General features: G+C 68.5%; 23 protein-coding genes and 1 pseudogene. 9 read left to right on the plus strand and 15 right to left on the minus strand.

Translation table 11 applies throughout. From position 1 onward, the window contains the following. Positions 1 to 139 precede the first annotated feature (139 nt). Positions 140 to 664, plus strand: a complete 525-nt coding sequence (locus IE198_RS29820) for an AAA family ATPase (protein WP_189892281.1) — start codon at positions 140 to 142, stop codon at positions 662 to 664. A gap of 407 nt (positions 665 to 1,071) precedes the next feature. On the opposite strand, the pseudogene IE198_RS36750 reads toward IE198_RS29820, so the two are convergent. Both IE198_RS36750 and IE198_RS29835 read right to left on the minus strand, forming a co-directional pair. Then, positions 1,072 to 1,435 (minus strand): annotated as a pseudogene (locus tag IE198_RS36750) (transposase); the annotation flags it as partial. A gap of 116 nt (positions 1,436 to 1,551) precedes the next feature. Continuing rightward, entirely contained in the window at positions 1,552 to 2,544 is a 993-nt protein-coding gene (locus IE198_RS29835; RefSeq protein ID WP_189892204.1) for an AraC-like ligand-binding domain-containing protein, read from the minus strand. 406 nt (positions 2,545 to 2,950) lie between these two features. Between IE198_RS29835 and IE198_RS29840 the strand changes: the two genes are divergently transcribed. Both IE198_RS29840 and IE198_RS29845 read left to right on the plus strand, forming a co-directional pair. Then, positions 2,951 to 5,413 (plus strand): FG-GAP-like repeat-containing protein, encoded by a 2,463-nt coding sequence (locus tag IE198_RS29840; RefSeq protein WP_189892206.1) that lies wholly within the window; start codon positions 2,951 to 2,953, stop codon positions 5,411 to 5,413. A gap of 310 nt (positions 5,414 to 5,723) precedes the next feature. Beyond that, a complete protein-coding gene (locus IE198_RS29845) occupies positions 5,724 to 7,118 on the plus strand; it encodes an amidohydrolase family protein (RefSeq protein ID WP_189892209.1) in 1,395 nt (464 codons plus the stop codon). A gap of 271 nt (positions 7,119 to 7,389) precedes the next feature. Here IE198_RS29845 and IE198_RS29850 read toward each other — a convergent pair whose 3' ends face one another. Next, positions 7,390 to 8,232 carry a helix-turn-helix transcriptional regulator gene (locus tag IE198_RS29850; RefSeq protein WP_189892211.1) on the minus strand — a complete coding sequence of 281 codons (843 nt, stop codon included), beginning with the start codon at positions 8,230 to 8,232 and terminating at the stop codon, positions 7,390 to 7,392. 126 nt (positions 8,233 to 8,358) lie between these two features. On the opposite strand from IE198_RS29850, the gene IE198_RS29855 reads away from it, so the two are divergent. Both IE198_RS29855 and IE198_RS29860 read left to right on the plus strand, forming a co-directional pair. Continuing rightward, positions 8,359 to 8,652, plus strand: coding sequence for an Atu4866 domain-containing protein (locus tag IE198_RS29855; protein ID WP_189892213.1), 294 nt, complete (start codon positions 8,359 to 8,361; stop codon positions 8,650 to 8,652). A 799-nt stretch (positions 8,653 to 9,451) separates the two neighbouring features. Beyond that, positions 9,452 to 10,669: a PQQ-binding-like beta-propeller repeat protein gene (locus IE198_RS29860; RefSeq protein WP_189892216.1), complete on the plus strand. Its 1,218-nt coding sequence runs from the start codon at positions 9,452 to 9,454 to the stop codon at positions 10,667 to 10,669. A gap of 183 nt (positions 10,670 to 10,852) precedes the next feature. Here the strand turns inward: IE198_RS29860 and IE198_RS36195 are convergent, their stop codons facing one another. The 3 genes from IE198_RS36195 to IE198_RS29870 form a co-directional block, all read right to left on the minus strand. Further along, entirely contained in the window at positions 10,853 to 10,984 is a 132-nt protein-coding gene (locus IE198_RS36195; protein WP_268246511.1) for a hypothetical protein, read from the minus strand. 323 nt (positions 10,985 to 11,307) lie between these two features. Continuing rightward, the gene (locus tag IE198_RS29865) at positions 11,308 to 11,829 is read right to left on the minus strand and encodes a hypothetical protein (RefSeq protein ID WP_189892218.1); all 522 of its coding nucleotides are present in this window, start codon (positions 11,827 to 11,829) and stop codon (positions 11,308 to 11,310) included. A 94-nt stretch (positions 11,830 to 11,923) separates the two neighbouring features. Next, entirely contained in the window at positions 11,924 to 12,871 is a 948-nt protein-coding gene (locus tag IE198_RS29870) for an oxidoreductase (RefSeq protein WP_189892220.1), read from the minus strand. A gap of 127 nt (positions 12,872 to 12,998) precedes the next feature. On the opposite strand from IE198_RS29870, the gene IE198_RS29875 reads away from it, so the two are divergent. Further along, positions 12,999 to 13,652 carry a TetR/AcrR family transcriptional regulator gene (locus IE198_RS29875; protein ID WP_189892222.1) on the plus strand — a complete coding sequence of 218 codons (654 nt, stop codon included), beginning with the start codon at positions 12,999 to 13,001 and terminating at the stop codon, positions 13,650 to 13,652. A gap of 371 nt (positions 13,653 to 14,023) precedes the next feature. On the opposite strand, the gene IE198_RS29880 is transcribed toward IE198_RS29875, so the two are convergent. Next, complete coding sequence (locus IE198_RS29880) at positions 14,024 to 14,707, minus strand: TetR/AcrR family transcriptional regulator (RefSeq protein WP_189892224.1); 684 nt, start codon at positions 14,705 to 14,707, stop codon at positions 14,024 to 14,026. Positions 14,708 to 14,798: 91 nt separating this feature from the next. On the opposite strand from IE198_RS29880, the gene IE198_RS29885 reads away from it, so the two are divergent. Then, complete coding sequence (locus IE198_RS29885; RefSeq protein WP_189892226.1) at positions 14,799 to 15,515, plus strand: NAD(P)-dependent oxidoreductase; 717 nt, start codon at positions 14,799 to 14,801, stop codon at positions 15,513 to 15,515. Here IE198_RS29885 and IE198_RS36200 read toward each other — a convergent pair. Beyond that, positions 15,418 to 15,771: a transposase gene (locus IE198_RS36200; protein ID WP_268246512.1), complete on the minus strand. Its 354-nt coding sequence runs from the start codon at positions 15,769 to 15,771 to the stop codon at positions 15,418 to 15,420. The two genes, IE198_RS29885 and IE198_RS36200, sit on opposite strands and share 98 nt — an antisense overlap. A gap of 619 nt (positions 15,772 to 16,390) precedes the next feature. On the opposite strand from IE198_RS36200, the gene IE198_RS29895 reads away from it, so the two are divergent. Next, on the plus strand, positions 16,391 to 17,440 hold the full coding sequence (locus tag IE198_RS29895; protein ID WP_189892230.1) for a hypothetical protein: 1,050 nt from the start codon (positions 16,391 to 16,393) through the stop codon (positions 17,438 to 17,440). A gap of 2 nt (positions 17,441 to 17,442) precedes the next feature. Continuing rightward, positions 17,443 to 18,543: a beta propeller repeat protein gene (locus IE198_RS29900; protein WP_189892232.1), complete on the plus strand. Its 1,101-nt coding sequence runs from the start codon at positions 17,443 to 17,445 to the stop codon at positions 18,541 to 18,543. 113 nt (positions 18,544 to 18,656) lie between these two features. Here IE198_RS29900 and IE198_RS29905 read toward each other — a convergent pair whose 3' ends face one another. The 7 genes from IE198_RS29905 to IE198_RS29930 form a co-directional block, all read right to left on the minus strand. After that, on the minus strand, positions 18,657 to 20,381 hold the full coding sequence (locus tag IE198_RS29905) for a serine/threonine-protein kinase (RefSeq protein ID WP_229834472.1): 1,725 nt from the start codon (positions 20,379 to 20,381) through the stop codon (positions 18,657 to 18,659). A 688-nt stretch (positions 20,382 to 21,069) separates the two neighbouring features. Next, a complete protein-coding gene (locus tag IE198_RS29910; RefSeq protein WP_189892234.1) occupies positions 21,070 to 21,672 on the minus strand; it encodes a gamma carbonic anhydrase family protein in 603 nt (200 codons plus the stop codon). 588 nt (positions 21,673 to 22,260) lie between these two features. Next, a complete protein-coding gene (locus IE198_RS29915; RefSeq protein WP_189892237.1) occupies positions 22,261 to 22,908 on the minus strand; it encodes a DUF6518 family protein in 648 nt (215 codons plus the stop codon). A gap of 327 nt (positions 22,909 to 23,235) precedes the next feature. Then, positions 23,236 to 23,502 (minus strand): DUF6368 family protein, encoded by a 267-nt coding sequence (locus IE198_RS37025; protein WP_506417285.1) that lies wholly within the window; start codon positions 23,500 to 23,502, stop codon positions 23,236 to 23,238. Then, complete coding sequence (locus tag IE198_RS36755; RefSeq protein ID WP_506417283.1) at positions 23,421 to 23,777, minus strand: DUF6368 family protein; 357 nt, start codon at positions 23,775 to 23,777, stop codon at positions 23,421 to 23,423. Before IE198_RS36755 ends, IE198_RS37025 begins: the two co-directional genes overlap by 82 nt. 301 nt (positions 23,778 to 24,078) lie before the next feature. Further along, a complete protein-coding gene (locus IE198_RS29925; protein WP_189892241.1) occupies positions 24,079 to 25,866 on the minus strand; it encodes a choline/carnitine O-acyltransferase in 1,788 nt (595 codons plus the stop codon). A 23-nt stretch (positions 25,867 to 25,889) separates the two neighbouring features. After that, on the minus strand, positions 25,890 to 26,741 hold the full coding sequence (locus IE198_RS29930; protein ID WP_189892243.1) for a class I SAM-dependent methyltransferase: 852 nt from the start codon (positions 26,739 to 26,741) through the stop codon (positions 25,890 to 25,892). Between the last annotated feature and the right edge of the window lie 27 nt (positions 26,742 to 26,768).

A 26,768-nucleotide genomic window follows, 5' to 3' on the forward strand; every position in this document is an offset into this window, starting at 1 on the left:
ACGCACGTGGCACGGTAGCTGAGCTGGAGCTTTGGCCGCCCACCGGCTGTGCCAGAGCAGTCACTCGGCCGAAGCTGCACCTTGCCTGATCGCGGCGACAGCGTCGCTGGCCCGGGGTGGTCATGGCTACGCTGGCGGCGTGACATTGGTGTGGGTGACGGGCAATTCAGGGACTGGTAAGTCCACGGTCTGCGGGGTGTTGCGAGCGCGTGGCTACGTCGCGCTCGACGCCGACGAGGACGGCTTCAGTCGCTGGATCGACCGAGCTGAGGGCGAGGTCGTGATGGATCCCCCGTATCCGGTTCCCGGGGGCTGGCTCGATCGATACGGGTGGGCGATCGTCCGCGAGCGCGTTGAGACCCTCGTCGAGGAGTCTCGTTTCCGAATCGCGTTCTTGTGCGGGTCGGCGGAGAACGAGGCAGACGTACGCGATCTTTTCGACCTCGTCGTGTGCCTGGTGGTCGACGAGGACACCCTCCGCCACCGGCTCGCGACCCGCACTACGAACGCATTCGGGCAACATCCCGAAGAGCTCGCAGCGGCCCTGAAGTGGAATCCTCGGATGCGAGCCATCTACGAAAACCGTGGCGCGACGATCATCGATGCGTCCAAGCCGGTGACCGAGGTGGTGGACAGCGTGATCGACGCAGTTCACGAGCTGTGAGGGCGGTATGAGGGTTGACGCCTGTTGTGCCGCTTCGTTGAGGGTGAGCGGGCAGGTTACGGCGACGCAGGGGGTTGACGGCCGCGGATGGGTGGACAAGCCCTGCTCGGTCTCGACCAGATCCCGCATTCGATGAGCCGCTTGAGCTTCAGGCGGCTGTCGTTGATGGGGTTGGGCGCGATCTCCGGGTCCATCGCCTCACACACCTGCCGCGCCCGCAGCAGGGCCTCGGTCGCGGCTAACACCGCCATGATCTGCTGGTAGGCCGGATGGTCCGGCAGCTTCGGGGCCGGCGGCTCGGGCAGCTCCAGCAGTGTCCTGCGGGTGATGCGGATCTCTTCGGCGGTGCGGTGAAACTCCTCCAGCTGAGCGGAAGACCGCCGCCCCGGCCTGTGCGGCGATCTCAGGTGCTCGTAGTCGCGCACCAGCCTGCGGTGCAGCAACGGGATCCCGTAGGCGGGCTCCACGATCCACCGCTTGGGGATCGGCACCCACCCGGTCGGGCCGGGTTGCGCTCGACGATCTCCACCTCGATGCCCACCGTCTGACCGTGCGCGACGACGGCGTTCTTGGAGCCCTGGTCGACCAGAGCCTTCTCCACGGTGTCGGTGTCGGCGGCGACCTTGTCCAGCAGCGCGACACCGACGGCGTTGTCTGCACGGACGCGGCGAGCACCACCACCGCGATCACCAGGCCCAACACGTCAACGGCCAGGCCGCGCTTGCGGCCCGGTACTTTTTTCGCCGCATCACGCCCCGTCGACTTCGCTGGCTCCGGGAGAACACCATCGCCCCCGGCCTTCGCTACCGCCGCTGGGGGCCGGGGAGGGCGTGGGCGCGTGACGCATAGTGCGCCTGGGCGGTTGTCCACGCGCAGGTGCTTGTCGATCACGCAGGCGAACCGAGGTGGGCGGTGGCGCGCCATTCGCGGGGTGACACGCCGTAGGCGGCGCGGAAGGTGCGGCTGAAGTGGGAGGGGCTGGTGAAGCCGAAGCGGTGTGCGATGGCCATCACCGCTGGAGCGTTTCGGCCCGGGCGGCCGAGCTCGCGGCGGCAGGCCTCCAGTCGGCGGTGCTGGATCCAGCGGCCGGCTGTGGTGCCCTCGTCCTGGAATAGCCGGTGCACGTGGCGTACGGAGATGTAGTGCGCGGCGGCGATGGTCTGCGGGGAGAGGTCGGAATCGGCGAGGTGGCGGTCGACGAAGGCCTTGATGCGCAGCAACAGCGCGGTGTGCGCGGCGTCGGTGCCGGTGCTGATTTCGGCAACGTCGCGGTCCAGTCGCTCGGCGATGAGGGTGGCCAGCAGGTCCGCGGCGTTGCGGGCGAGTAGGTCACCGATGTACGGCGGACGGTTTCCCGCCTGGGTGGCAAGCCCGGAGAGGAACGGGATGATCAGCGATGCGGTTTCGGTATCGCCGTGGACGGGCACCGCGGTGATGCGCCGCAGGTCGGACTCGCGAACGCCCAGCATCCACCGCGGTATCTGGATGACGTGCATGCGGAAGGCGGCAGGGTAGGTGACCGTGTAGGGGCGGGTGGCGTCGAAGAGGGTGAGGGCGCCGGGCCGCAGCAGTGTCTGGCTGTCGTTCTGGTCGATCACCAGGTGACCGCGGTCCTGTACGCACACGTTGAGGTACTCGTCGTCCCTCCCGGCGACCCACCGTGTGGTCTGGCGGACCTGTAACGGGCCGGCGTCCGTCGTGGCCACACGTACGGAGCCGAGCTGGCCGGCCTTGAGCGTGCCCCTGTACGGCGCGTCGGTGGGCGTGGAGACGTCCAGCCGGACAGACGCCAGCTGGTCGTACGTCTGACTGATCGCCTCATGCCAGTAGGCCAGCCGTTCCCTGGCGGGCACCGATGCAGTGGACAGCACGATGCTCATGTGGTCCCCCTTTTTTTTCGCGGTCCGTCCCCGTCTGGATGACGGGCCTGGAGGCGAATCAGTTCAACCGATGCGTCGCTCCGGGGCAAGTTCTCGGGCACGGACAGGCCACTCGGCCCTTGGCGTTGTCCGTAGCTTCATCCTGCAGGGCTGACCCGCGGGGTCAGAAGGGGCGGAATGGGAGAGTTGCACCCCAACAGGCGGTTATTGGTGCGTCGGCGCAGCGTGCTGCGGCGGCCGCAGCGGCTGATCTCGGAAGTTCACCGCAGCTCCGGACGGCCCCACGGAACTCCTTCGCGGAACCTGCTGGTTCTGCTGTTGTTCCGTTGTTCCCGGGAGGCCGGAACGCCGGCTCGTCGCCTGCCGGCGTGGATCCTCTTCACGTAGTCAAAGGATGTGAGTTTACGTGAGATTGCCGCGCTCGACGCTGCAACTACTTGTGATCGGCATGGCCGCCGTTCTGATGGCCGTCGCCGGTCTGTCCCATGCCGCCGCCCAGCCCAGACCCGCGCCTGCCAACGCGTCCGCCTGTGATTTACCGAAAGCCCTCGCGATAGCCGGCCGGGAGGCTCCAGGTGTGGCGACGAGGGTGGGCATCCGGTGCGGCGATGACGCGTCAGCCGACGTCAGAGCGTTGAACGCCGCTGCCGAAGATGTCGTGATCAGCATGGCCGTCGACGGGCTGGACCCCGAAATCGCCCAAAGGCTGATCGACGATCAAGCAGACCCCAATAAGCGGCTGAGCGACATCATCAAAGAGAATTTTGAAGCCCACGCGCTGGATCTTCCGGATCGCCATCAGGGCGACCAGGTGGACTTCGACGGCAGACTCGCGGTCACGGGCAATGTGCTGTACGCCATCATCCCCGCGGACGAGATCCCCGAGGGCGACGTTCATACGCAATGGGCCTGGTGGACAGGGTTCGTCGCCGGAGTGATCGGGGGGCTCGTAGCTGTCGCCGTCGGAGCCCTCTGTCTCGGGATCACCGCCGTCACCATGCCGGCGGCGGCTCCCGTCTGCCCTCCGGTCGCGGCCTTCGTGGGAGGCTTTGTCACCGAGCTGGTCAAAAAGCCGCTCAATGGCGAACCGATCGACACCCACACCTGGGTCGATGCACTCTGGGCGGGACTCACCGCGGCGATGTACGCCGCTCTGGGCGAGGCCGTGGCGTTCAAATGGGCGTCGGAATCCATGGGCCCGCTGCTCGAGAAGATCGCTCGGGCCGTAGCGGATTTCGGGAAGTCGATCGGCAATTGGGGCGGGCAAAAGGCGGTGACGGCGGTGGAATTCGTCGCGGGCATCATCCGCAGACTGCGCGATACCGTCGACGCAAAGCTGGCCGAATGGATGGACAGGCGCCATTGGGACGTGGATGTCCCCAGGCCCGCATTGAGGGTGATGCCGCTGGGTGACTCGATCACTTACGGCACTGCCAGCTCCACCGGCGCCGGTTACCGGTCCAAGCTGTGGGGGTACCTCGTCGACGGGGAGCGCGAGGTGGACTTCGTCGGTTCACGGCAGGCGGGTACGCTCCCGGACCCGGACAACGAAGGTCATCCAGGCCGACGAATCGACGAGATCGCGGACTTGGCTTACTGCCCGGTGCAAAAATACCGGCCGAACGTCGTGACACTGCACGCCGGAACCAACGACATGAATCAGGAATTCGAGCTGGCGACCGCGCCGGACCGGCTCGGCGCACTCATCGATCAGACACTCAAGGACGCCCCCGAGGCGACCGTGCTGGTGGCCACACTCGTTCCGGCCACAAAAGAAGGCATGCAGCCACTCATCGACGCGTACAACGCCAGGATCCCCGGAATCGTCAAGCAGCGGCAAGACCAGGGCAAGCATGTGCGGCTGGTCGACATGGGTGAGGTGACCACCGCCGACCTGGCCCAGCCTGCGCATCCCAATGACAACGGGTACCGGAAAATGGCCGACGCCTTCTACTGGGGAATCCTGGAGTCGGAGAGCGCCGGCTGGATCAAGGACCCGGTGGCCGGCAGCGACAAGTTGTGCGGCACCGACGATGACGGAAGCGCGGCCGGGCCGGGCTGGCGCTCCCTGGGCGTGATCGCCACCGGCATGGGCGCGTTGCCTGTAGGCCGCGTTGTGATGGCCGAGCTGAATGGTGACGAGCGGGCCGACTACGTGAAGATCTTCGACGACGGAACGGCACGTGTCGCTCTGAATACCCCCGGGGAGCCCGGCAAACCGGACTGGGTCGACGCAGGGGTCATCCAGCTCCCGGGCCACAGTCCCGGCCTCGGTGCTGGGGTACGGTTCGCCGACGTGAACGGCGACGGACGCGACGACTACCTGCTGCTCGGCCCCGAGGGGCAGGTGGAGGCCTATCTCAACAAGGCCGATTTCCCGTATTGGGACTACCAGGGGGTGATCGCCCCAGGGGTCAGCGGCGCCACGGGCGCCGCCATCCGCTTCGCCGACGTCAACGGTGACGGCCGCGACGACTATCTGCGGACCAGCGATGCCGCAGCAGTCCACGCGTACATCAACACCGTCGGAGACAACGGCAAGATCCACTGGAAGGAGTGGCTGAACTGGGCCCCCGGAGTCTGGTACGGCTCGCGGGACAAGCTGCGGCTCGCGGACGTCAACGGCGACCGCAAGGCCGACTACCTCATGGTGGGCGCGACCGGAGCCGTCCACGCCTACATCAACGACGGCGGCGGGGGCAACGGCGGCTTCACCGAGCGGCTCAACTTCGTCTTCGAGACCGGGTATCCGGGCCCGAAGTCCACGTTCGCCGACATCAGCGGCGACGGCAAGGCCGACTACCTCGTCATCTACGACGGCGGTTCCGTCCGCGCCTGGCTCAACCGCGGCGGTAACACCGGGGCATGACCGGCAACCACCTGCGCGGGAAAGCGCCACCCCGGCATCCTCAGCACGACCCGGACGGCAAACACCGAGGACGCGCCTGACCTGACCATCCGACCTGCGGCGCCCGGACACCATCCGGGCGCCGCAACGTTGCCGGGGTCCAGGCTCTGACTGTTCCCATGTCATCCACGGGCTGCGGATCGAGCGGTGAGCCCGGGTGCGCTGTACCTGGTCGAGCGGCGGCCTGGTTGCCGCTGTCGGACGGGCCGAGGCTGGGGTGATCATCCACCCGTACAGGACCACCGCCCTGGCGTGACGAACAGGACCTCCCTTGACTCCCTCCGACACCACCAGCCCTGCCGTACTGGAACAGATTCAGCGCCGGTCCGCCGACCCGAAGCGGCGCCTCCTGTTCACCGGCGCGACCATCGTCACGATGGACCCCGACATCGGTGTCCTTCACGGCGCCGATCTGCTCGTCGAGGGTGAGACCATCACCACGATCGGTTCTGACCTGAGCCGGGACGGCGCGGTGGTCGTCGACGCCTGCGGCACGATCCTCACGCCGGGTTTCGTCGACACGCACCGGCACGCCTGGGAGACGCAGCTGCGCCGGATCATGCCGGACGTCGATGACCTCGGCGCTTATGTGCTGTCCACCCTTGCCGGCTACGCCACGGTCTACCGGCCCCAAGACATGTATGTCGGGACCAGGCTGGCCGCCCTCACGGCGATCGACAGCGGCATCACGTGCATGCTCGACTTCTCCCACAACTCCCGCACTCCCGACCATTCCGACGCCGCCGTCCAGGGCCTCATCGACACGGGTATCCGCGGCGTGCACGCCTCCATGGGCCCGCATTTCGGTGCCTGGGACAAGCAGTGGCCCGGCGACCTGACCCGCCTCAAGGAGAAGTACTTCGCCAGCGACGACCAACTGCTGACCTTGCGCCTGGCTGCCCTGGCCACAGACGAGATCGCCGGGCCTGCCCTCGCCTACGGCACCGAACTCGCCCGCACGGCCAAGGACCTGGGCATCGGTGTGAGTGTCGACGCCGTCTTCGGCACCTCTTCCTCCCAGGCCATCCTGGGTTGGGACAAGGACGGCATCCTCGGCGCGGACCTCACCCTCATCCACGCCACCGGCCTGACCCAGGAGGCGTGGAAGGCGATCGGGGAGAGCGGCACGACCATCGCCCTGGCCCCGACCTCGGACGCCCAGATCGGTCTGGAGACCGCGATTCCCGCGATCGACGAAGCCCTGGCGGTCGAAGTCCGGCCCGGCTTGAGCATCGATGTCGAGGTGGCGCTGGCCAGCGACATGTTCACGCAGATGCGGGCCCTGCACGCCATCCAGCGGATGCGCGCGGTCAACGCCGTCCACGGCACCGACCAGCAGCCCGCACGCATCACCACCCACGACGTGCTGGACTTCGCCACCCTCCAGGGCGCCCGCACCAACGGCCTGGCCGGCGTCACCGGCTCGCTCACCCCGGGCAAGAAGGCCGACCTGCTGGTCATTCGGGCCGAGGACCTCAACAACATGCCGCTCAACGACCCGATCGGCACCGTCGTGCTGGGCTCCGATGCCCGCAACATCAGCGCCGTCCTCATCAACGGCGAGCCCCGCAAGTGGAACGGCCAGGTCCTCGACGTCGACCTGCCCGCCCTGCGCGAGCAGGTCCACGCCTCCCGCGAGTACGTGCTCAACACTCCCGCCGTCTGACCCCCGCCGCCCCTTCCGGCCCTCGACGGCCTCCTCCTCCTGGGGCCCGGCTCATATTTCGCCGGGCCGCAGGAGGAGGTGCGCCGCCCTTCATCCGTCTCTCTCCATGGTTTTCCCGAGGACCGAAGCAGGTACTGACATGGCCACCATCGCCGCCGCCGGGCTTCTCCTGGCGCTGCCGGCGCCACCAGCATCCCGAGTAACCCCACCGTTGTGCACGTGAGCGCAGCGCACCGTGGTGCGATGGGCTCACGTGCACATGCCCGGGGTTCTACTGATCCGTGGCGGACCCCTGGCGGTGTGTGGCGTGGAGGCTGCCGAGCAGGGCTAGTGCCTGGGCGCTGAGGCTTCCCGGTTCGGCGTGGTAGATCACCAGCTGCTGGCCCGGCGCTCCGCGGACGTCGAAGGTCTGGAAGGTGAGCGCGAGAGGCCCGACCTCGGGGTGGAGAAGCTCCTTGCCGTCACGGGTCTTCCCGTGCACGGTGTGCGAGGACCACAGGGCGGCGAACTCCTCGCTCGCCTCGGCCAGGGAGCCGACGAGGTCGTGCAGGCGCCGATAGTGCGGGTCCAGGCCCATGGCGTGGCGCAATCCGGCGACGACTGCCTCGGCTGCCCGCCCCCATTGCGTGAAGAAGCTCCGGGCGGCCGGGTCGAGGAAGGTCATGCGGGCCATGTTGTCCACGTTCTCGAACGGTGAGAACAGTGCGTCGGCCAGAGCGTTCGAGGCCAGGAAGTCGTTGGCCGGGTTCAGGACGAACGCCGCGGCGTTCGGGTATCCGTCCAGCAGCTGCCGCAGCGCAGGACTGACCGTTTCCCGCGGCTGTGGCCGCTCACCCTCCGGTGCGGTGCCCGCCAAGCGGAACATGTGTTCCCGCGCTTCGTCATCCATCCGCAGCGCGCTGCTGATGGACTCGAGGATCTGCGGGGAGGGACTGCGCTCGCGGCCCTGTTCGAGACGGGCGTAGTAGTCGCTGTTCATGCCGGCCAGGACGGCGACCTCTTCCCGCCGCAGCCCTGCCACCCGGCGGGCGCCGTAGGAAGCGAGCCCGACGTCATCGGGCCGCAGACGGGCGCGGTGGGCGCGCAGGAAGTCTCCGAGATCGTTGCTGGTCACCCCTTCAGGCTATGTCGCTCCCTACCCGCGTGCCTGGGTGCGCCGTACCCAGGCACGACTTGTCCTGGCTCACTTCCCCCGGCCCGCCCAGGCTGGTGACCAGCACCCGCGAACAAGAAGGAGCGCATGGTGAGGAAGCAGTCGAGCCCGCCGGAGGAAGCCACCGGGCGAAGGGACGCTGACGCGGACGTGGTCGGGATGTGGGTGACCGCGGACGGGCACATCCGGCAGGAACTCCGAGCCGACGGCCGCTACGACGAGGCGCGCGGCAACCGCCGCAGCGCCTACACCGGCCGTTACGCCGTCACCGGCCATCACATCGACTACGTCGACGACACCGGCTTCACCGCCACCGGCGACATCCGCGACGGCGTGCTCTTCCACGAGCACCTCGTCCTCTACAAGGAGGAACAGGCATGACACACCCGGCCAAGACGTACGAAGAGCCTTCCGACCTGCGAAGCCGGTGGTCATGCCCCTGATCAGCGGTCTGTCGATGCCGCCGGAGCAGGCGACACCACCCTCCAGGCCATGCGTTCGGCAGGGGGAAGGGTCATGCCGACTCCGGAGGCAGGGCGCCCCACTGCGGGGCCACCAACCAATGGGGCAGACGTGCCTGCCATCCGGCGTCGGTGATGCGGTGCACGCCGTTTCCATCGGGCGCCGAGCGACACGTTTGATTGCGCGGAGGCGGGCCATCACGGCGGCGTGACCGGTGACGATGCGCTCGGTGTTGCTGTCGGATGCGCGCGCCGGTGGGATGAGGGTCACTGCAGAGTGCTCCATGCGGGGAGGTCGGGCAGCACGCCGCGCAGGCCTGCGACAGCGTCATGCGAGATCAGCCTCTTCTGGCCACCCCGTGGCTGCCCTGATCCCGAGCGCGTCGCCCAGGTCGTCGAGGCGATCGGCCGACTGCCGGCAGAAGTGAGGACTGCCTTCTGCGCCGCGAGCACCCTTCCAACCGCGATGGGGGAGCGCCGCGCCCCGCAGCAACTCCAGCAGCCGCCCGGTGTTCGGCCGGCGCCTTGGCTCGCCGGGCGGAAGGGTGACGGCGACGTCTGGAAGGCGACGACGTTCGCACCGAAGGTCACCACAACGTCACTTCCGCGTGCGCTCAATGCAACCGCGCTAAACTGCCGAGGAGTTGACCACGAACGGGGGAGAGGTATCTATGCGAGCCGCTTGCCGGTCTGTCATGTGCCTGACGGTCGCACTCGTCTTGAGCGGCCTCGCCGGGTGCTCCGACGGCAATTCCGGGGCGGGCGGCAAGACACCGGATGCAGGCCCTAAGGGCAAGTCCGAAACCAGTGCGAAGGCCTTCGACCCTCCGCTGAAGTTCGGCAAGGGCGTGAAGCTGGCGCGTGACGAGGACGTGAAGACCTGGGGATTCGCGCCGCTGGGCCCCAAGGTCTACGTGCGGACGGACAAGGGCCTCGATGCCTACGACACCGGATCCGGGCGCAAGCTCTGGTCGTCCGCCCTGGACCGGAAGAACCGTTACACCGGTACCGCGGGAGTCCCGGAAGACAACCGTCACATCCCCCCGGTGTTCGCGCAGCTGGGCGAACGTACGGAAGCGCTCTTCGCGTACACCGATTCCACGAAGGGCTCCGGCACAAACGTCGACCGGACCGATGTCTATCTGCGCGCTGTGGACACGGACAGCGGCAAGGTGTCCTGGACGACACGGTTGCCGGAGCCGACCGGCATGACCATCACCGACATGGAGCCGACCGTCGTCGGGGCGGAGAACGGAACAGCGGTCGTCGCGGCCTTTGCCTACCCTGACAACTCAACGGACAGCGACAGTGCTGTCACCTACGCCGTTGACCTGAGCACTCGTCAGGTGACGTGGAAGCAACAGGGCTTCGCGGCCGCCGCGGTCGACAGCGGTACCGTTGTCGGTGCACAGGTGCCTGACCGGGCGACATTCGGGCAACTCGGTGCCTGGCGCGCCGAGGAGGGTGACCTCGCTCGCGCAGGCCGTGCAGTCGCCGATGGGACGGTGCGCTGGAAGGACGAGGGCCACTCGTCCGTGGAGGTCGAACGCGTGGGAGGCGGCTTGTTCACCTCGGAATCCGCGCTGTACGACATCCGTACGGGCAAGGCCATTGCTGGGGTCGCCGGCGCCTACCTGACGTGCGACTACGACCAGCAGTCGGTGGTTGTTTGCGCCAGCGACGGGACAGTGCGGGGGGTGGACACCAGCAGCCGCAAGGTGCTGTGGACCATCTCCGAGGAAGACACTTCTCGTAAGATGCCGACGATTCAGGCTGCTTGGCACGGTGCCGTCTACGCACATGCCGGCCCCGACTATGTCGTCCTTGATGCCAAGACGGGGAAGGATCGCAAGACCTTCAGCGGCCCGCATCTGTTCCTGGTCAACGAGTACGCCGGAATGGATCTTGACATGGTCGCCTATCCAGCCACCGGCTGATCCGTCGAATCCTCGGTGGCAGTGGGCGGCGACTTTGTCGAGCGTCTCGTCGGCGGTCTTGGTCCGGACGAAGGCCGGTTGTACAGGTGACCGTTGGTCACGATCTCGGGGGCGAAGAGCCTTCGGAGGTCGTGCGGGGGTGAACTTGGTGCCGGCGAACGCCGCGTTCGACTCGGCGATCTCCTAGCGGATGCGGGCGAGCATGTTCAGGACCGTCCCCGGCAGGACGGACCGGCGGGTGCCCATCTGCCGCTGCCGGCCGCCTAGACGGGCCCGCAGCGTCCAGCACCTGAGCGTCTTGGGGTCATCGTTCATTCCGATCCCACTCGCCACGGTCGGACAGACTTCGACAGCACACAGCGCAAGCATCGGGCCGGCACCTGTCCGAGGTGTATGCGCTGGACGACAAGGCCCTCAAACCCTTGGCTTCGCTCTCGGCCGCCGGCTCGCCACCAAGCGCTCGAACGCTGACCAACTCACCCCCGGCGGCGGACAGGGACTGCATGAGCTCGATCCGACCAGCCGCAGCAAGATTCCAGAGGGGCGGTCAGCATCTGCGATGCCACCATGACAGCTCCGGACCTGTCTGTTCGTGAGGCGTTCGTCTGAGGTGCAACCCGCCGCGGGGCGCGGCGACGCTACGGCTGGTCGCTGACGCGGCCGAGCGCGCGCAGGACCTGCCACCAAGGGTCGGTGCTGTCCGCTCCGGTGACGCGGGTGTAGCCGGGGCCGAAGACGCACTCCAGCAGGAACGAGTCCATGTCGTCGCCCCACTGCTCGAAGTCGGTGCTGTGCGACCACATGACACCGCGATCCGGGAAGCCCCAGATCGTGCCGTCCTCGCGACGCATGAACAGCGGGTCGTCGCTGACCTTGCCGATGCAGAACCAGTCCTGCTCCCCGAGCGGGACCGGCGCGTCCGGAAGGGTGTCGGCGTAGAACTGCGACTTCGGGGCCGCCTTTCCGCTGAACAGGGCGATGAGCCCGAAGTTGGCCCCGTCGGCGTCCCTGAGGAAGTCCTGGTAGGGGGCGGGAATGGAGGGGGCCGGGATCTTGCCGCCGAGACCCTGGGGGACCTGGTTCATCATCTCCCACTCCATCTCCTGGGGGAGAAGGTCGCGGGCAGCGGCGAGCAGGCTCCGTACTTCGTTGCCGGGCACTGTGGTGTTCCTTCGATCTTGATTCTCAGCGGAGTGTAATCGGTGAGCCGCTGCAGGGCATCGGCCACTCATCCAGGACTCTTGGGCAGACGCGTCATGCGGCACCGTCGGATAGCCGGATGGGAACGCCGGTGAGCTTCTCGGACAGCTCCCACAGCCGGCGGGCGGTGGTGGTGTCACGGATGGCGCGCTCCTGGTTGCGCAGGACGGGCTCGCCGTGTAGCTGGAGTGGCCCGTCGGGCACGACGTACGCTCCGCCGGGCAGGTCAGGGACGGTCGCGGCGTACAGGGAGGTCTTGGCGCCTTCGGGGGTCGGGCGGAAGGCGACGCGGACCAGCATCCGGGTCAACGCTCCATAGAGTCGACCTCGGTTGCCGTTGGCGCCGCCGGTGAGAACGTTGGTGCGGGTGAGGCCGGGGGCGACGCCCATGCTGCGCAGCCTCAGGCCGGCGGCGTCGGCTCGGCGTTGCAGTTCGGTGGCGAAGTAGAGGTTGGCGCGCTTGGACTGCAAGTAGGCGAACATGGCGCGATAGCGGCCTTCGGCGTTGAGGTTGTCCAGGTCGAAGCGGGCGAACCGTTGGCCTTCGCTGCTGACGGTGACCACCCGCGGATCGGGCGAGGCGAGCAGATGGGGCAGCATCAGCCCGGTCAGGGCGAAGGTGCCCAGGTGGTTGATCCCGAACTGCGACTCGAAGCCATCGGCGGTCCGGGCAAACGGCACCATCGCCACGCCGGCGTTGTTGACCAGCAGATCGAGCCGGTCATGGTCCCAGCCGTCGGCGAAGGCGCGTATGGAGGCAAGATCGGCCAGGTCGAGGAGGCGCACCTCGGCACGGGCGCCGGGTTCCTGGGCGAACAGCCGATCCAGGGCGGCCTGCCCCCGTTGGCGACTGCGGCAGGCCAGCACGACATGGGCGCCCCGGCGAGCGAGTGCCTCTGCTGTCACCTGTCCGATGCCGCTGTTGGCTCCGGTCACCACTGCCAGGCGGCCGGATTGGTCGGGGATGGAGTTGAGGGTCCAAGTACGGGAAGCGCTGGGCATGGCCTTCCTTCTCCTAGGTTGAGGGCGTCCGGCGCGCAGCTGGACGGGAACCCTCTCAATGCAACTTCTAGTTGCGATAGGCTGGAGCCTGACACGTGAATGCCCACTAACGCAACTAGGAGTTGCAATGGAGTCGGGTTCCTCCGGACCCACCCGCCCGGTCGGGCGCGGCCGCAAGGCACAGGCGGCGGTGCGCGCCGCCACCCTCGCCGAGTTGCTGGACCGGGGATATGCCGAGCTGACCGTCGAGGGTGTGGCCCAGCGGGCCGGGGTGCACAAAACGACGGTCTACCGGCGCTGGAAGGATCGCGCGAGCCTGGTCGTGGACGCGCTTGCCGAGCACTTCGCCGCCGACATCCCAACTCCGGACACCGGAGCCATCGAGACCGACCTGCGGGCGCTCGCGCGGGCGCTGGCGCAAAGCATGACAGGCCCGGTGGGCAGGGCGGTGCAGACCGCGATGTACTCCGACGCAGGTCGGCTGCCGGAGATCGCCGAGGCGCGACGGCGGGTCTTCGCCGACCGGTTCCGGCGGGCCGAGCCCGTGATCACCCGCGCCATCGAGCGAGGCGAACTCCCGGCGGAGACTGATCCGGTCGAGCTGCTCAAAACGCTGGCCGCACCGATCTACTTCCGGTTGTTGGTCAGCGCCGATCCGATCGAGGAGGCCACCGCCGACCAGGCCGTGCGGATCACGCTCGCCGCCGCCCGCGCCGGCGCCCTGGTACAGGGCTCCGCCGTAGCCGTCAAGGCGGCCGGAGCGGATGCCGACCAGCCATGAAGCGTGGCGTGCTTGCCCCTGCAGTGCCGCCGGAAGGATGTCCGGACCGGTAGTCACGCACATGCCCACGCGCGCACACTTCGCCGGGTCGCGGTCAGCGCAAGCCGGACAATGGGCCGTGCCGGAGCTGCTGTTGCCGAAGGCCAAGAAGCCGGACGGCCACGGATGTGGACCCGGCGGCAGCTGATGAGCGGCATACGTTCCCGGGGCCGTACCGGCATCCCACGGCGGGACATGCCGGATGAGTACGGGCCGTGGGTCGGGCGTACGACCTGTTCCGCCGCTGTCAGCGCAACGGCACCTGGCAGCGCATCTTCACCGAACTCCAAACCCGGGCCGACGGGCAGCGGATGCAGGCTTCTGCGAACTGGCTAGGCGCTCGCGGTCTCGTCCGGGTGGAGGGCGTCGAGGATGAGGGTGAGGCCGAACGTGAACTCGTCGGCGTAGTCGTAGCCGGGCTTGAGGGCGTGCTCGGTGGCGAGCTCGGTGAGGTGGGGGTAGGCGTCGGCGGGCATCTCGCGCAGGATGGCGCCCGCGACCTCGTCCAGCTCCGCCGAGTTGCTGAACGGCAGGCTCAGCTCCTGGATCACGAAGCCGTACAGGTAACTGTCGATCAGCGAGAAGGCGTGCGCGGCCATCGGGACGGAGAAACCTCCGGCGCGCAACGCGCCGATCACGGCGTCGTGGTGGCCCAGGGTCGCCGGGCCGGGCCGGGTGCGGGAGTCCATCAGTGCGACGGCCCAGGGATGGCGCCTGAGCACGGCACGGGCGGAGACCGCACGCCGGCGCATGGCGCTCTTCCAGTCCGTGTCGTGCGGCGGCAGGTCGATCTCACCGAATACCGCGTCCACCATGCCGTCGAGGATGTCCTCCCTGCCCGCGACATGGTGGTAGAGGGACATCGCCTCGACACCCAGCGGTTCGGCGATGGCCCGCATGGTGAGCGCAGCCGACCCCTTCTCGTCCGCCAGCGTCACCGCCGCGCGAATCACGCGCTCGCGACTGAGCGGCGTACGCGCCGAAGACCTGCGCCGACCTCTGCTTCCCTCGGGCATCTGCCCTCCTTCTCACTCCTTGACCACCTTACAAGATAAGGCTAGCTTGCCTTACAGCATAAGGTGGAAACTTCGGCGAAGGGGCCGCGCCATGGGCACGGAGTGTGTGAGGAAGGTCTGCATCGTCGGGGCTTCGGGGAAGCTCGGGCAGTACATGGTCCGGCACGCGCTGGAACGCGGCTACGAGGTGGTCGGCGTGTGCCGGGAGCGCAGCGTGCCGAAGCTGGCCGCGTTCGAAGGCCGGATGACGGTCGTCCCCGGACACACGAACGACCCGGAGGTGATCCGGCGAGCGGTCGCCGGGTGCGACGGGGTGCTGACGGTGCTGGCGCCCTGGGGCGTCAAGCAGTACGCGTCGGGCACGGCGCAAGCGGTGCTAGACCACGCCCGGCCGGGCGCACGCCTGGTCTTCTCCTGCGGCTGGCACATCACACGCGACGGCAAGGACATGTACTCACGGACGTTCCTGGCGGCCGTCCGGGTCGCCGCCGTGCTGGCCAAGCTGGTGCGCGCCGTCGAGATCGACGACCAGGTGGAGGCGTGCCGCCGCGTGTTCGCCAGCGACACCCGGTGGACCGTGGTGCGCGGCAGCACCCTGGAGGAGGGCGAGAGCCAGGGCCTGCCCGTATGGAGCCGGCACGTGGGCGACCCGCTACTGGCCAGCAACCTGACGCGCCGGGTGGACTTCGCGCTGTTCATGGTGGAAGCCCTCACCGACGACGCGCTCGTCCAGGAGGCCCCGGCGATCGTCGGCTGCCGCACTCCCAGCGCCCTCGCCCACACCGGCGGCCCCCACGACCACGCCTGAGGACTGCCCCCTCCGGTCGAACGTGCCGTCGGCGGAACCCGGTGTGCGGGCTCGCCCAGGAGCCGTACCGCTCCGGCACATCCCGCCAGGCCGTCCCGGCTCGGAACCTCCACACGATCCCGTTGAGCATCGTCCGGTCATCCAGCCGTGGCCGCCCCATCGACGTCCGGGGCAGCAACGGCCGCACGACGTTCCATTCGGCGTCGGACAGTTCATGGCGACCCCGCCCATCCGTGCCTGGCAACAGCGGCGCCATCCGATCCCACCCCTCTCCGTCAACTCACCGCGACCCACCACAAGATCAATGATCAGAGTTGTCGCGGCCGGGATCGCGCGAGAGGTCCGGTATGAAGAGGCTCAACCGGTAGGTGGTCGGGTGGGTCAAACGTCCACAAAGGGTGTCGATCCGAGTCATCGCCCAGTCGGTTTGCTCCGTCCCAGCACGCAGACGGCGCAGGTGAGCATGCCACTTGGACTCGTCATGGGTCTCGAAGATCACCTGCCAGCGACCCGCGCCCGGACCCGTACGAAGGGCAGCCTGTTGTCCCGCGTCCTGCCGCTGACGTTTCCTCTTCCGCTGTCCTGGCACCAGCCAAGCATCGCTGGCCTGACGCCACCGCAGCAAGGCCATTGATCCGAGTCACGGGGCCACCCGTCGTTGGTGATTATTCGTCAGACAGAACCCGAGTCGGTGTCCGAGGCGCTGGACCGACTGCGGCCGGAGCTCCGACCTGGAGCCACGAACTGCGCTCGTGGCTCCAGGAGTCCCATGGAACGGTAGGACTCCAGAAGGAACCGCGATCGGCCGAATGCCGTCTGTTCACGGGTGCGTGAACGCCAATAGCCTGTGCGACCTTCGCGTTCTGGGGGGTCTCGTGAACGGTCTCCGTGCGGTCATCGTCTGCCTTGTGATCGCGTGTGTCGCGGTGGCGTCACCGGCCGCTGCTGTGACGCCGAGCTGGTCGGCGCTGCCGGTGCCGGCGGCAGACCCGCCGGTGACCGTGTCCGATCTAGCCGCCCGCGGGCCGGGCGAGGCGTGGGCGACTGGGTACGAGCACGCCGCCGATGGACTGCGGCCGATGTTGCACCGGTGGGACGGCACCGCGTGGAGCCGGGACACCACCTTCCCCGGCGCCGGTGGGCCGGGCTTGCTCGGCAAGGTGCAGTTCGTCGGCGAGGAGGTGTGGATCTTCCACAACCGCGTGGGGGTGGGGGAGATCCTGCGGCGGTCGGCGGGAGGGTGGAGTGCCGTCCCGCTGCCGCAAACCCTGTGGACCTACCAGGACTTCACCGCGGTACCGGGTGCCGCCTGGGTGGTGGGTGAGGACGACACCGGGCTGAAGGTGTTGCACTACGACGGTTCCGGCTGGACCACACAGTCCACCCCGGACGATGTGCTGTTCCTGATGGGGATCACCGCGCGTACTGCCACCGACGCCTGGGCTTGGGCGGACACCAGCACCGGGACCACCGTCCTGCGCTGGGACGGCACGGTGTGGCGGGACGCGAAGGTGTCGCTGCCGCCGAACAGCAACGTGCACACGATCACGCTCGAACCGTCCGGCCGGGTCACGATCGGCGGCAGCCAGTACACCGACGGCGTGGCCCGCACCTACCTGATGACCCGGAACGGGCACGCCTGGCGCACCAGCTACCCACCGCTGGGCGAGACCTACACCGAGGCCATGGTGCGCGGCCCGGACGGCGCGCTGTGGCTGCCGGTGCGCAGCGACCGCGCGTACCAGTCGAAGTACGCACGGGTGGACGGCTTGCGCACCACCTTCTCCTACGGCCCAAAGCGCACGAACGCGATCGATGTCAAACCGCGTGCACTGGCGAAGGCCGGGTTCTCACTGATGTCCTTCGGGACCGTCGAGATCTACGGCTCGAAGCCAAATCTGATGAGCGAGTGGCTGGGAGGCTGACCATGGCACGCCGACTTCTCGTCGCGGCCCTCGCTGTCGCCATGACCCTCATGCCCTCGGCCGCGGCGGAAACCCCGTCCTGGCAACCTGTTCGGGTCCCGGCACAGGTACGCCCACAGGCCGGGCTGAACGAGGCCGTGGCGTTCGGGCCGGACCGTGCGTGGGCGGTGGGTGCCGACGCCGTCGGACGCGAGGCGCCCGGTTTCCCGCTGGTGCTGCGCTGGGACGGAACCGCGTGGCAGCGTCAGAGTCTGCCCGGGATCGGCTGGCAGGGAGAGCTGCTGTCCGTCGCCGCGACCTCACCGACCGCGGTCTGGGCGGTCGGCCGCGACTCTGCGGGCGGCGCCCGACTGCTCCGCTTCGACGGCATGGCCTGGTACGAGAGCCGGCCGCCGCGCGGTGTCGTGTTGACCAAAGTCGTCGCCGGCGGCGGTGAGACCTGGCTGATTGGTTCGCGGGACGGCGCGCAGGTATTGCTTCGCAGGGACGGGCGCGGCTGGCGGGACGTGCCGGTGCCGCCCGGATCCGTGTACGGCCTGCACATCTTGGCGGCCAACGACGTCTGGGCGGCGGGCGCCACCGACTCGGGTGCGGCGGTGTCGCACTGGAACGGGCAGGTGTGGCAGCAGACGATCGTTGACGGGTTCCCGCGGTCGACCGTGAGGAGTGTGCTGGTGGTCTCGCCGACTGAGGTGTGGGCGGGTGGCACGGCGGGGTTCGTCGGCGGCCCGCCGGGCCGACCGGTTCCGCCACTGCTGGTCCGCTGGGACGGTCATGCGTGGAGCCGGGTGACCGTGCCCACCGACTTCGGCTCGATCAGCTCACTGGCGCCCTCCACGTCCGGCGCGCTGGCCTGGGTATCGGTGGCCCGTTCTCAGAAGTGGGGCCCGCCGGGCAGCCGTCCGCCGTTTGTCCCGGGGCCGGACTTCCTTGCCTGGAACGGACAGTCGTTCACCGAGTACGGCGAACCGGCGGTGGCCGGGGAGGGTGACTCCTGGGTGCTGCGGCTGGCGCCGGTGCCGGGCACGGCGACGGTGTGGTCGGTCGGCCGCGCCGACGGCCCCGAGGGCACCTTCGCCCCCCGCATCCTGCGATTCGGCTGAGAAGACGAACAGGGCCCCGTCCGAAGTGGACAGAGCCCCGTTTCACGTCGGCACGAAGCGTGATGCCCTTCGCTCAGAGTCCTCGCGAGGCCGGGCCGTAGCCGATCTGACGTTCATTCGCCCCACGCTTCATCATCGCTCTTACCGTGCCCGTATTGGGAGAGAGCGTCCTGCAGGGCGGTCCGCTGATCGTCCGTCATCGGGCCGAGGATGCAGATGGGGGCCATCCCGTTGCGGCCGCGGGTTTTGCTCTCGTAAGGCCACCCGGGCGGGCGGTACGGAGTCGAGGGCTTCTCACCCTGCGCGAACTTGACGTGGAGTCCGGCTCTGGCGGCGTGCAGAACCCGATTGGGCAACTCCTCGCGGTATCCGATGACTTCCCCGACGGCGAACGTCCGCACCTGACTCCATCGATATTGATGTCTGTCGAGTCGGGTGGCGGTTCTGATGCCCTGCGGCCCGATCTCCAGAGACCACGCGGACCTGCCGTTCGGCGCGAGGGCGTTCACGATGGCAGCCAGGAGCAACATAATCAGGCAAAATGTTCCGATAGCGCCGAAAACTATCGCTATGACTGTCCATGCGGGCGCATGTCCGGGTTCGAACTCAAACGGTTCGTCCGGCGCCAGTGCGAGCGAGACAAGGAACCCGGCCAGCGCCACCGCCGACGTGATCAGGAACCCAACGACCACGCCACGCCCCTTGCCAGTCATGTAGGCGGACGGGGGCTCTTTCCCCGTCCATGAAATGGTGAACGGGGCGTTGGAGCGGGTCGGCTGGGCTCCGTCCAGTGGGAGCGTACGCGGTGGAGGCGGCTGCACCGCCGTGGTCCGCCGGTCCGACGCCTCGCGGTGCTGAAGTCTCGGAGCATGAGGGATACGGGTCGCGGCGACGTCGTGCGCGGCCCGCATGGCAGTGGCGAGCTGGGCGAGGAGAGCAGCGCGGGACTCCAGATGTGAGGGGACCCTGCTCGGCCCGGCGGTTGTGGGGATGTGGGTGCGGTCGAGTTGTCTCAGTGCCTGGGAAAGGCCGGCCGCGTTCGGGTACCGCTTGCCGGGGTCTTTGTGCAGCAGGGTGAGTACGAGGTCGTCCCAGGCGGCTGGGATGCCCGTGGAGACCGAGCTGGGGGTGGGTGGGTCCTGGGTGAGGTGTGCAGAGAGGTAGCCCACGGTGTCGGGGGCCTGGAACGGCAGCCGGCCTGTAATCAGCTCGAAGAGCAGGCAGCCGAGCGCGTACAGGTCGCTGCGCGGCTCCGGGAAGCCACGTGCTTGTTCGGGTGCCATGTACGGGGGCGTGCCCACGATGAAGCCGGTCTGGGTGAGGCGGTCCGCGGTCGCGTAGGGGTCGGCCGCCCGCGCAACGCCGAAATCGAGGACCTTCACGGCCCCGGAGGGCGTGATGAGGATGTTGGACGGCTTGATGTCCCGGTGCATGATTCCGGCGTCGTGCGCGTCTGCCAGCGCGTCGCAGATCTGTGCGCCCCATCGGGCAGTGTCGGGCAAGGTGATGGCGCCTCGGCGCAGCATCGCGTCCAGGCCCTCGCCTCGGACCAACTCCATTACCAGGAACGGGGTTCGGTTGTCCCCGGTGCCGGTCTCACCGAGGTCGTGGATGGTCACGATGTTGGGGTGCTGCAGCCGGGCAGTGATCCGTGCCTCGCGCAGGAACCTGGCCCGTGCCTCGGTGCCATGGCTCCCGCCTCCGGCGAGCAGTGAGATCACCTTGATCGCGACGGGCCGGCCCAGCGACTCGTCCTGTGCCTCCCATACTTGCCCCATGCCGCCCTCACCGAGCTGCCGCACCAACCGGTAACGGCCTCCCAGAAGCTGGTCTCGCACTGTCCGCCTCCCCGTTTCGATCACCTACGCCTGCCGCCGGCGAACCGGCACCCCGGGATCATGACGCGTCCGCGAGCGCAGGACTCCCGATACGCAGTAACTTGTCAAACGGCAGAGGCGTTCGCCAAGAAGGCCCGAGGCCCGGAAGGCCACCATGAGCTGGGACGTGCTTCCCTGCCCGGTGCACGAGATTGCCGCCGACTACGCCCCGGACCCGCTCGGTCGGCGACACGACGTACTCGCGGCCTCACGGCGACGGTCCCGGGTCACGCCGGCTCTGCGCAGTCGGTGGCCTTCACCCCGGACGGGAAAACCGTCGCCGGCAGCGGCCGGGACGCCATAGGGAGACTGTGGGACGTACGCACCCGCCGCCGCTTCGGCACCCTCAGTGGCCACATCGGCATCGTCTGGCCTGCCGTCGTCAGCCCGGACGGCAAGACGTCGGCAACTATCGGCGACGAACGAACGGCACGCCCTGTGGGAACACCTGACCCACCAGCAACTGGCCCTACTCACCGGTTACACCGACGTCCTGCCTCGGCTCTCGCCCGGGGCCCGCGGCCGGCTGCGATCACCCGATCGAGGCTCGGTGTCGGTGGCTTGGCCCGAGGCTGACCGTAGGCGCTCATCGCGGCTTGCCTGGAGGAGCCGAGCGGTGGATGGCAGGACCGAGCTCCTCCGGCGGGGCTCAGATCTGCTGGTCGTTGCTGTGGCGGCCGAGGCCGCGCCCGAAGCGTTCGGAGATGGCCGGCATCAGGCTCTCGCCATCGGCTGGGCGGTCCAGGCCGAAGACGTAGCCGGGGAAGTCCAGGTTCTTCTGCACCGCCCAGATCCCGTCGTGGTCCTCCGGCGGAAGGACGCGCACCGGGTCGCCGACGGCGACCCAGCCGATCGGCACCATCGAGTCGGCCGGCAGCACGGTGCGCAGATGCACGATGCCGTTGATCCGCACCTCGGAGCGAGTCCCGATCCGTGCTCCGTTGAACACGCGGCTGCCGGTGGCCAGGAAGACCTCGTCCTCGACCCGGCAGCCGGTCAGGTAGGAGGTGGGGCCCACCAGGACCTGCCGTCCCAGAATCAGCGGATCCCGCCGGGTACCACGCAGGACCGCGTTCTCCATCACGATGCTGCCCTCGCCCAGTTCCACTGGCCCTCCCTCGGCGGTGAGCACCGCACCGAACAGCACCCGGCACCCGGCCCCCACGCGCACGTTCCCGCACAGCGTGGCGGTCGGAGCAACATAGGCCGTGGGGTGAACCCTCGGCGAACAACCCTCGTGAGCGATCAGCATGGCCGCGATCATGCCGCGCCCTGGGGCGCCGGCGCGCACCATTCCACCAGGCAAGACCCGTGCCGGGCCTCGCTGCGTTTTGAGGTCGTCCCAGATGCGCACGATCGGACCGTTGAGCTGGTACCCGCCAGTCGTCGTGCAGGGTGATGACCGCGTCGAGCGCGGCGTTGATGCACCCCGCGCCGCGTCCAACCAACCGATGGTCAGGGTGCCCTCGGGTTCTCGCCCGTGGCGGGGGACGGTTCGCTCGGTCAGCTCGGGCGGCGGGACAACCAGCCGGGCGGCCGCCTTCCTCACGGACTGGACCAGGACCTTGTGCGGGTGCTGAGAAGTGTCACCCTGGACTAACAAAAGCCCCTCCATCGCGCCGCGAAGAGAAGACACCGCCATCTCGCTTGAGCCGTCATGTAGTGCGGCGACGAAAGCACGAACGCGGCGTCGCTGAGCAAATGCAGGGCGCGCTGGCCGGGACTCCCTCGGTGATGGGGATCTTTGAAAATACCCAGTGCCGCTCTTGATCCCCGCTTCGCTGCTCGTCCAGCCAAGGGGGCGGGAATCCTCCGTGGCAGAGGAGGTCCGAAGGACGTATCAGCCGAGGACCGTCCCCAGGATCAGTGTCTCGAAGATGAGGTAGGCCAGTAGCGAGAAGGGTATGGCGGTCAGGAGGGTCAGTGCGCGTTCCTTGTGGGTGCGGCCCATGAGCAGCGCCACGAGGACCAGAACGGCGAGGCAGGCCCATGCCTGGGGGGCATAGTGCAGGACCCAGGCGTAGTGGACGGCCTCCATGCCGAAAACGCCCGCGAGGGCGGCGAGGCCGATGACGCGGTGGCGCGGGCTGAAGCCCCGCCACCAGGAGCCCGCCACCGCGAACAGGGGGCCTGCGATGAACGCCATACCCAGCCAGACGAGGGGAGCGAGCAAAGCGCCCATGCCGTCGCGCGCGACCTCCGCATAGCCGTAGTAACCGATGACGAGACCGGACTCGGCGCACAGACCCGCGACGGCGGCCGCAGGCAGGCTGACCTGCCGGGCCACCAGCGCGCCGGCCGCGAACGCGGCGACGGACCAGACCGCACCGGAGTTGGGGATCTGATTCCAGGCCCCCGGAAGCCGGCCCTGGGCCAGGTTGGTCAAGACGCCGAGGAGGAGTCCTCCGGCGAATGCCGACGCCGTTGCGTAGGCCCGGACTCTTCCGCTCGTGTCGGGCACCGAGGCGGTGACAGGGGACGCGTTCATGGTGGTGATGCTCTCTGCTTCTTTCAAGGGCTGCGAGGCTCACACCCCTTCGTGCAGTTGTAAGGATGCACGGAGCCAGCGGTGCGTTCCCTTGACCTGCTCCGCCCTGGCTCCGCCGAGGTGGTAAGGGCCCAGGGCTCCCGGAATGTGGGGAAATGAGGCGAGCAGGTACGGCCCGCGCCTGAGCAAGGGGTGGGGGTCTGCTCCAGCGCTACGCCGCGCACTGTCAACCGGATAGATGTTCAAGCGTCGGATGTTCGGCCGCGCGGGCTTTGGGCCGTTACGCAAGCGGGTACTACTCGCCTGAGCCGGCTGGCCGAGCTCCGGCTATGTGAGCAGCCGGAAGCCGGGCTGCTGCGCCCACGCTCCGAGAAACTCCGCCGAACCGTACGCGGCAGGCCACGGATCGGCCATCGTTGCGACGATTCCCGGAAGGCCGGCCACGATCGGCACCTGATCTTGCCGTAGTTCGGCGTGGGCGACTCCACCGATCACGTCCATAACGGCGGCGGTCACCAGGGCCGGAACGACGTGGTCGACTGGACTGTTGCAGAACGCGATGACGTCGACGGCGTAGGTCCGCGTGAAGCCGATGAGAGGCTCCTGGTCGACTTCGTCGGCGTGCTCGGCCTTGAAGACGGCCTCATCGCCGATGCCGGCCCCATGAGAGAGAACAGGACGGGCCGACGTCCGTCGACGCCACCGGTGGCCGAGATGCCGAGGCTCTCCGCGTGAATGTTCACGTCATACTCGCCGACCCGCTTCTCCTCGAACCGTGCCGAGGAGCGAACCAGAAGCTCGCGGAGCCGCTGGATCGCCGCGCGGGGGACAGCCTCCGCCAACTCGATCACCAACACCGGTCCACTCATGGCTCGGAGCCTAGCCGGCCGGGACTCTCATCCGCCCACCCCATTACTCAGCGTGCACCCACCGCAAAAGGTGAGCCGGGCACCGGAGCTGCCACATCCACGCTACGGAGAGCTCTTCCGGCTCGGGTGAAGCTGGTGCTCAAGCCCTTCATCAGCGGTCAGTCGATGCCTCCGGGCCCGGTGACACCACCCCCGGATCATGAACGACAAAGGGGGGAGGTCATGCCGGACCCGAAGGCCGGAGGCCCATTGCGGAGCCGCGAAAAGGGTGACGGAGGGTGGCAGCCCTTCCGCCTGCCGGTCAGTCCGCCAGCAGCTCCCGCAGTTCGCCGACCGCCTCCCGGAGGCGGTCCCCGAACACCCGCATCTGGTCGGCCACCCCCAGCGGTGTGCTCAGGTAGAGGTTGAACCGCTCCGGCAGCAGCACATACGCGACGCCGATGCACCGGTCACTCGTCGCCCCGAAGCCGAAGTACTGGATGTTGGCGGAGGGTGCGGAGCTGGTGCTCAGGTAGTCGTCCCGCATCGTCAGCCAGCCCGGAGTGCGGTAGAGCGCGGGCTGCTCGGCCACTCCGAGCTCGGCCCCGCGCCGTCGCTGGATCAGTTCCAGTTCCCACAGGTGCTGCTCGGGTGCCTCTCCGCGCTGGCATTCCTTCGCGCGCGTCACATGTTTTTGGACGGCGGCCCGGAACGCGGCGAGCCGGGTGGCGGCGTCGGCCGCCGGATCGGTCATAGCCGCGACGAACTCGTGCATCTCGGGGGTGACGACGCGCATCGCCTCCGTCCGCCCGCGCCGGTACTGGCGGGTGGCGATCGACTCGTACGTAGCGCCCAGGTGTCCCTTGGCGCGCTGGTGGGCGAGCTGGTAGGCGACCTGGACGAACGCGTCCGGCGAGACGCCCAGAGCCTTGGCGGTATTGCTGCCGAAGTCGTCGAAGGACACGATGCGGGTGGCGGTGTTGTCTCCGTACGCCGCGAACGCGTCAGCGGCCGAGCGCACTTGGGCCCGCAGGGTGTCGTCAAGTTCGAAGACGACCGGCTCCAGCGCCGGCAGCCCCTGGGAGCGGGCGCCGGACCGGCGGGAGTGCTCCTCGGCCGGAGTGTTCAGCAGGGCGTCGGTGAAGCTGAGGATGGTGGTGCCGTCCAGCTCGCAGTGCTCCACGTTGATGCCCGCACGGCCGTCGGCGAAGACGATGAAGGACACCGCCTTGTCGAACCAGCGGTTGCCGCGGTCGCCGTACAGCAGCTGGTCGCAGGCCTCCTGGGTGTCCGCGGGTGCGAAGTCCTCCAGGCAGACGCAGAACAGGGCGGTCTCGATGACGTCGAGCGCGTCCGCGTTGCGGGGTTGGCAGGCGAGCAGGGACTCGCGGGCTGCCGCCCACTGAGCGCGAGCCATGGTGGTGAGGTGCCCCACCGAGGTGTCCGCGGCGGCCGGTTCGGCGCCGGCCTTCATCACCGCGTGCAGGCCTGCCTCGAGGTCTTCGAGGCTGTGCGGGACGCCGTCCGCGCCGAGCACGTCCAGGCGGAACATGCCTCCCCGGAAGAACACCACGATGTGCCGGGCCCGGGACGGGCCCGGCCACTGGTCGGTGTAGGGGCTGCGCACGGTGTCCTGTTCCGCGCCGGGGATACGGGTCGCGGAGAACAGGTACTTGTTCTGCTCCATCGACTGGGGCTGCCCGCGCTGCACCACCGGCGGAATGAGCTCCTGGTCGAGCTGCCGCTTGTAGTCGACGGCCCCGGCGATGAGCCCGGCAGCGCGCTCCACCTGTGGCCGGCCGGTGTCCTTGAACAGGAAGAAGAAGTTGGCGTTGAGCGCGATCCGGTCCCGGCGCCCCAGGTAGCGGTACGGCCAGAAGGTGTCGAGCCAGCTGTGTACGCCCTCCGCCGCGTCGTACTCCTCCAGCGCCGCGTGCAGCACCCGGCCCGGGCCGTCCGGCCGGAGGAAGGCGGCCACCTCGGCCTCCGTCGCCGCCAGCTCGTCGGCGGTCAGCAGCGGCTCGCACCAGGCGAGGAACCTCTCGCAGCTCGCCTCGAGTGTGGGCAGCGGCACGCGCGGCAGGCCGGCCTCCTGGGAGAAGGTCGTCATGGCAGCCGTTTCCTGACTGATTTTCAATTCTGCTCTCGATTCAGTTCGTGGGGACCTGTGGCTTCCCCGTCAGCGGGCCGGGAGAGGTAGAGCTGTGCGTACAGCCAGCCTTCCGCCTCCAGGCCCCGCACATCCACCCCTGCGGCCGACATCCTGTCCAGCACGAGCTCCTGCTCCTGCGAAGAGGCGAACCTGCGCTGTCTGAAGAACCCTTCGACACGGACGGTCCGGTATCCCAGCCCGGCCAGCGCGCGCTCGACGGGGTCGAACGGGAACATCCGCAGGACGAAGTGCGCCATCCAGGGCCGGCGGGTGCCCTGTGCCTCGACGACTCGGGTGAGCGTGCGCTCCGTGACGTAGCCGAGGCAGCCCGTCGAGATCACCAGGTCCGTCCCGGCGAACTGGGCGCGCTGCCGCGGTGTGGGCTCGCGCTCCTCCAGGTCGGCGTGGACCACGTCGTCCAGGAACCCGGCGTCGAGCGCGTAGGACAGCGCGCTGCCGGAGGTGTCGAGGCCGACGAAGCGGACGGGCTGCGCGGGGCGGCGCGACCGGGACAGCTCCCGGTCGTGGGCCAGCAGGGCCTCGCGGCTCTCTCCCGCGCGCTCCTGGCCGACGTAGCGCGCGTACAGCTCGTCCATGGTCGTGTCGTACTTCAGCAGGGCGGCGTTGATTCCGTATGAACAGCCGATGTCCAGCACCTTGGGGACCGCGACGTGCTGCGAGTCGCGGTACTCCTTGATGAGTTTGGCGAAGTAGGGCTTGGCCTGCTGGGGAATGCAGTAGCCGAGCGGGCTCAGCACGCTGAAATAGCTGCGCGGGTCGGGCTGGGTGTAGATGTGGTCGAGCGAGACTTTCCCGGTCGCGTCGAAACGCACAGGGCTTACTCCTCCATTGATCGCTTG

Origin of the sequence: Streptomyces xantholiticus (genome assembly GCF_014651015.1) — a bacterium.
GTDB classification, from domain to species: domain Bacteria; phylum Actinomycetota; class Actinomycetes; order Streptomycetales; family Streptomycetaceae; genus Streptomyces; species Streptomyces xantholiticus.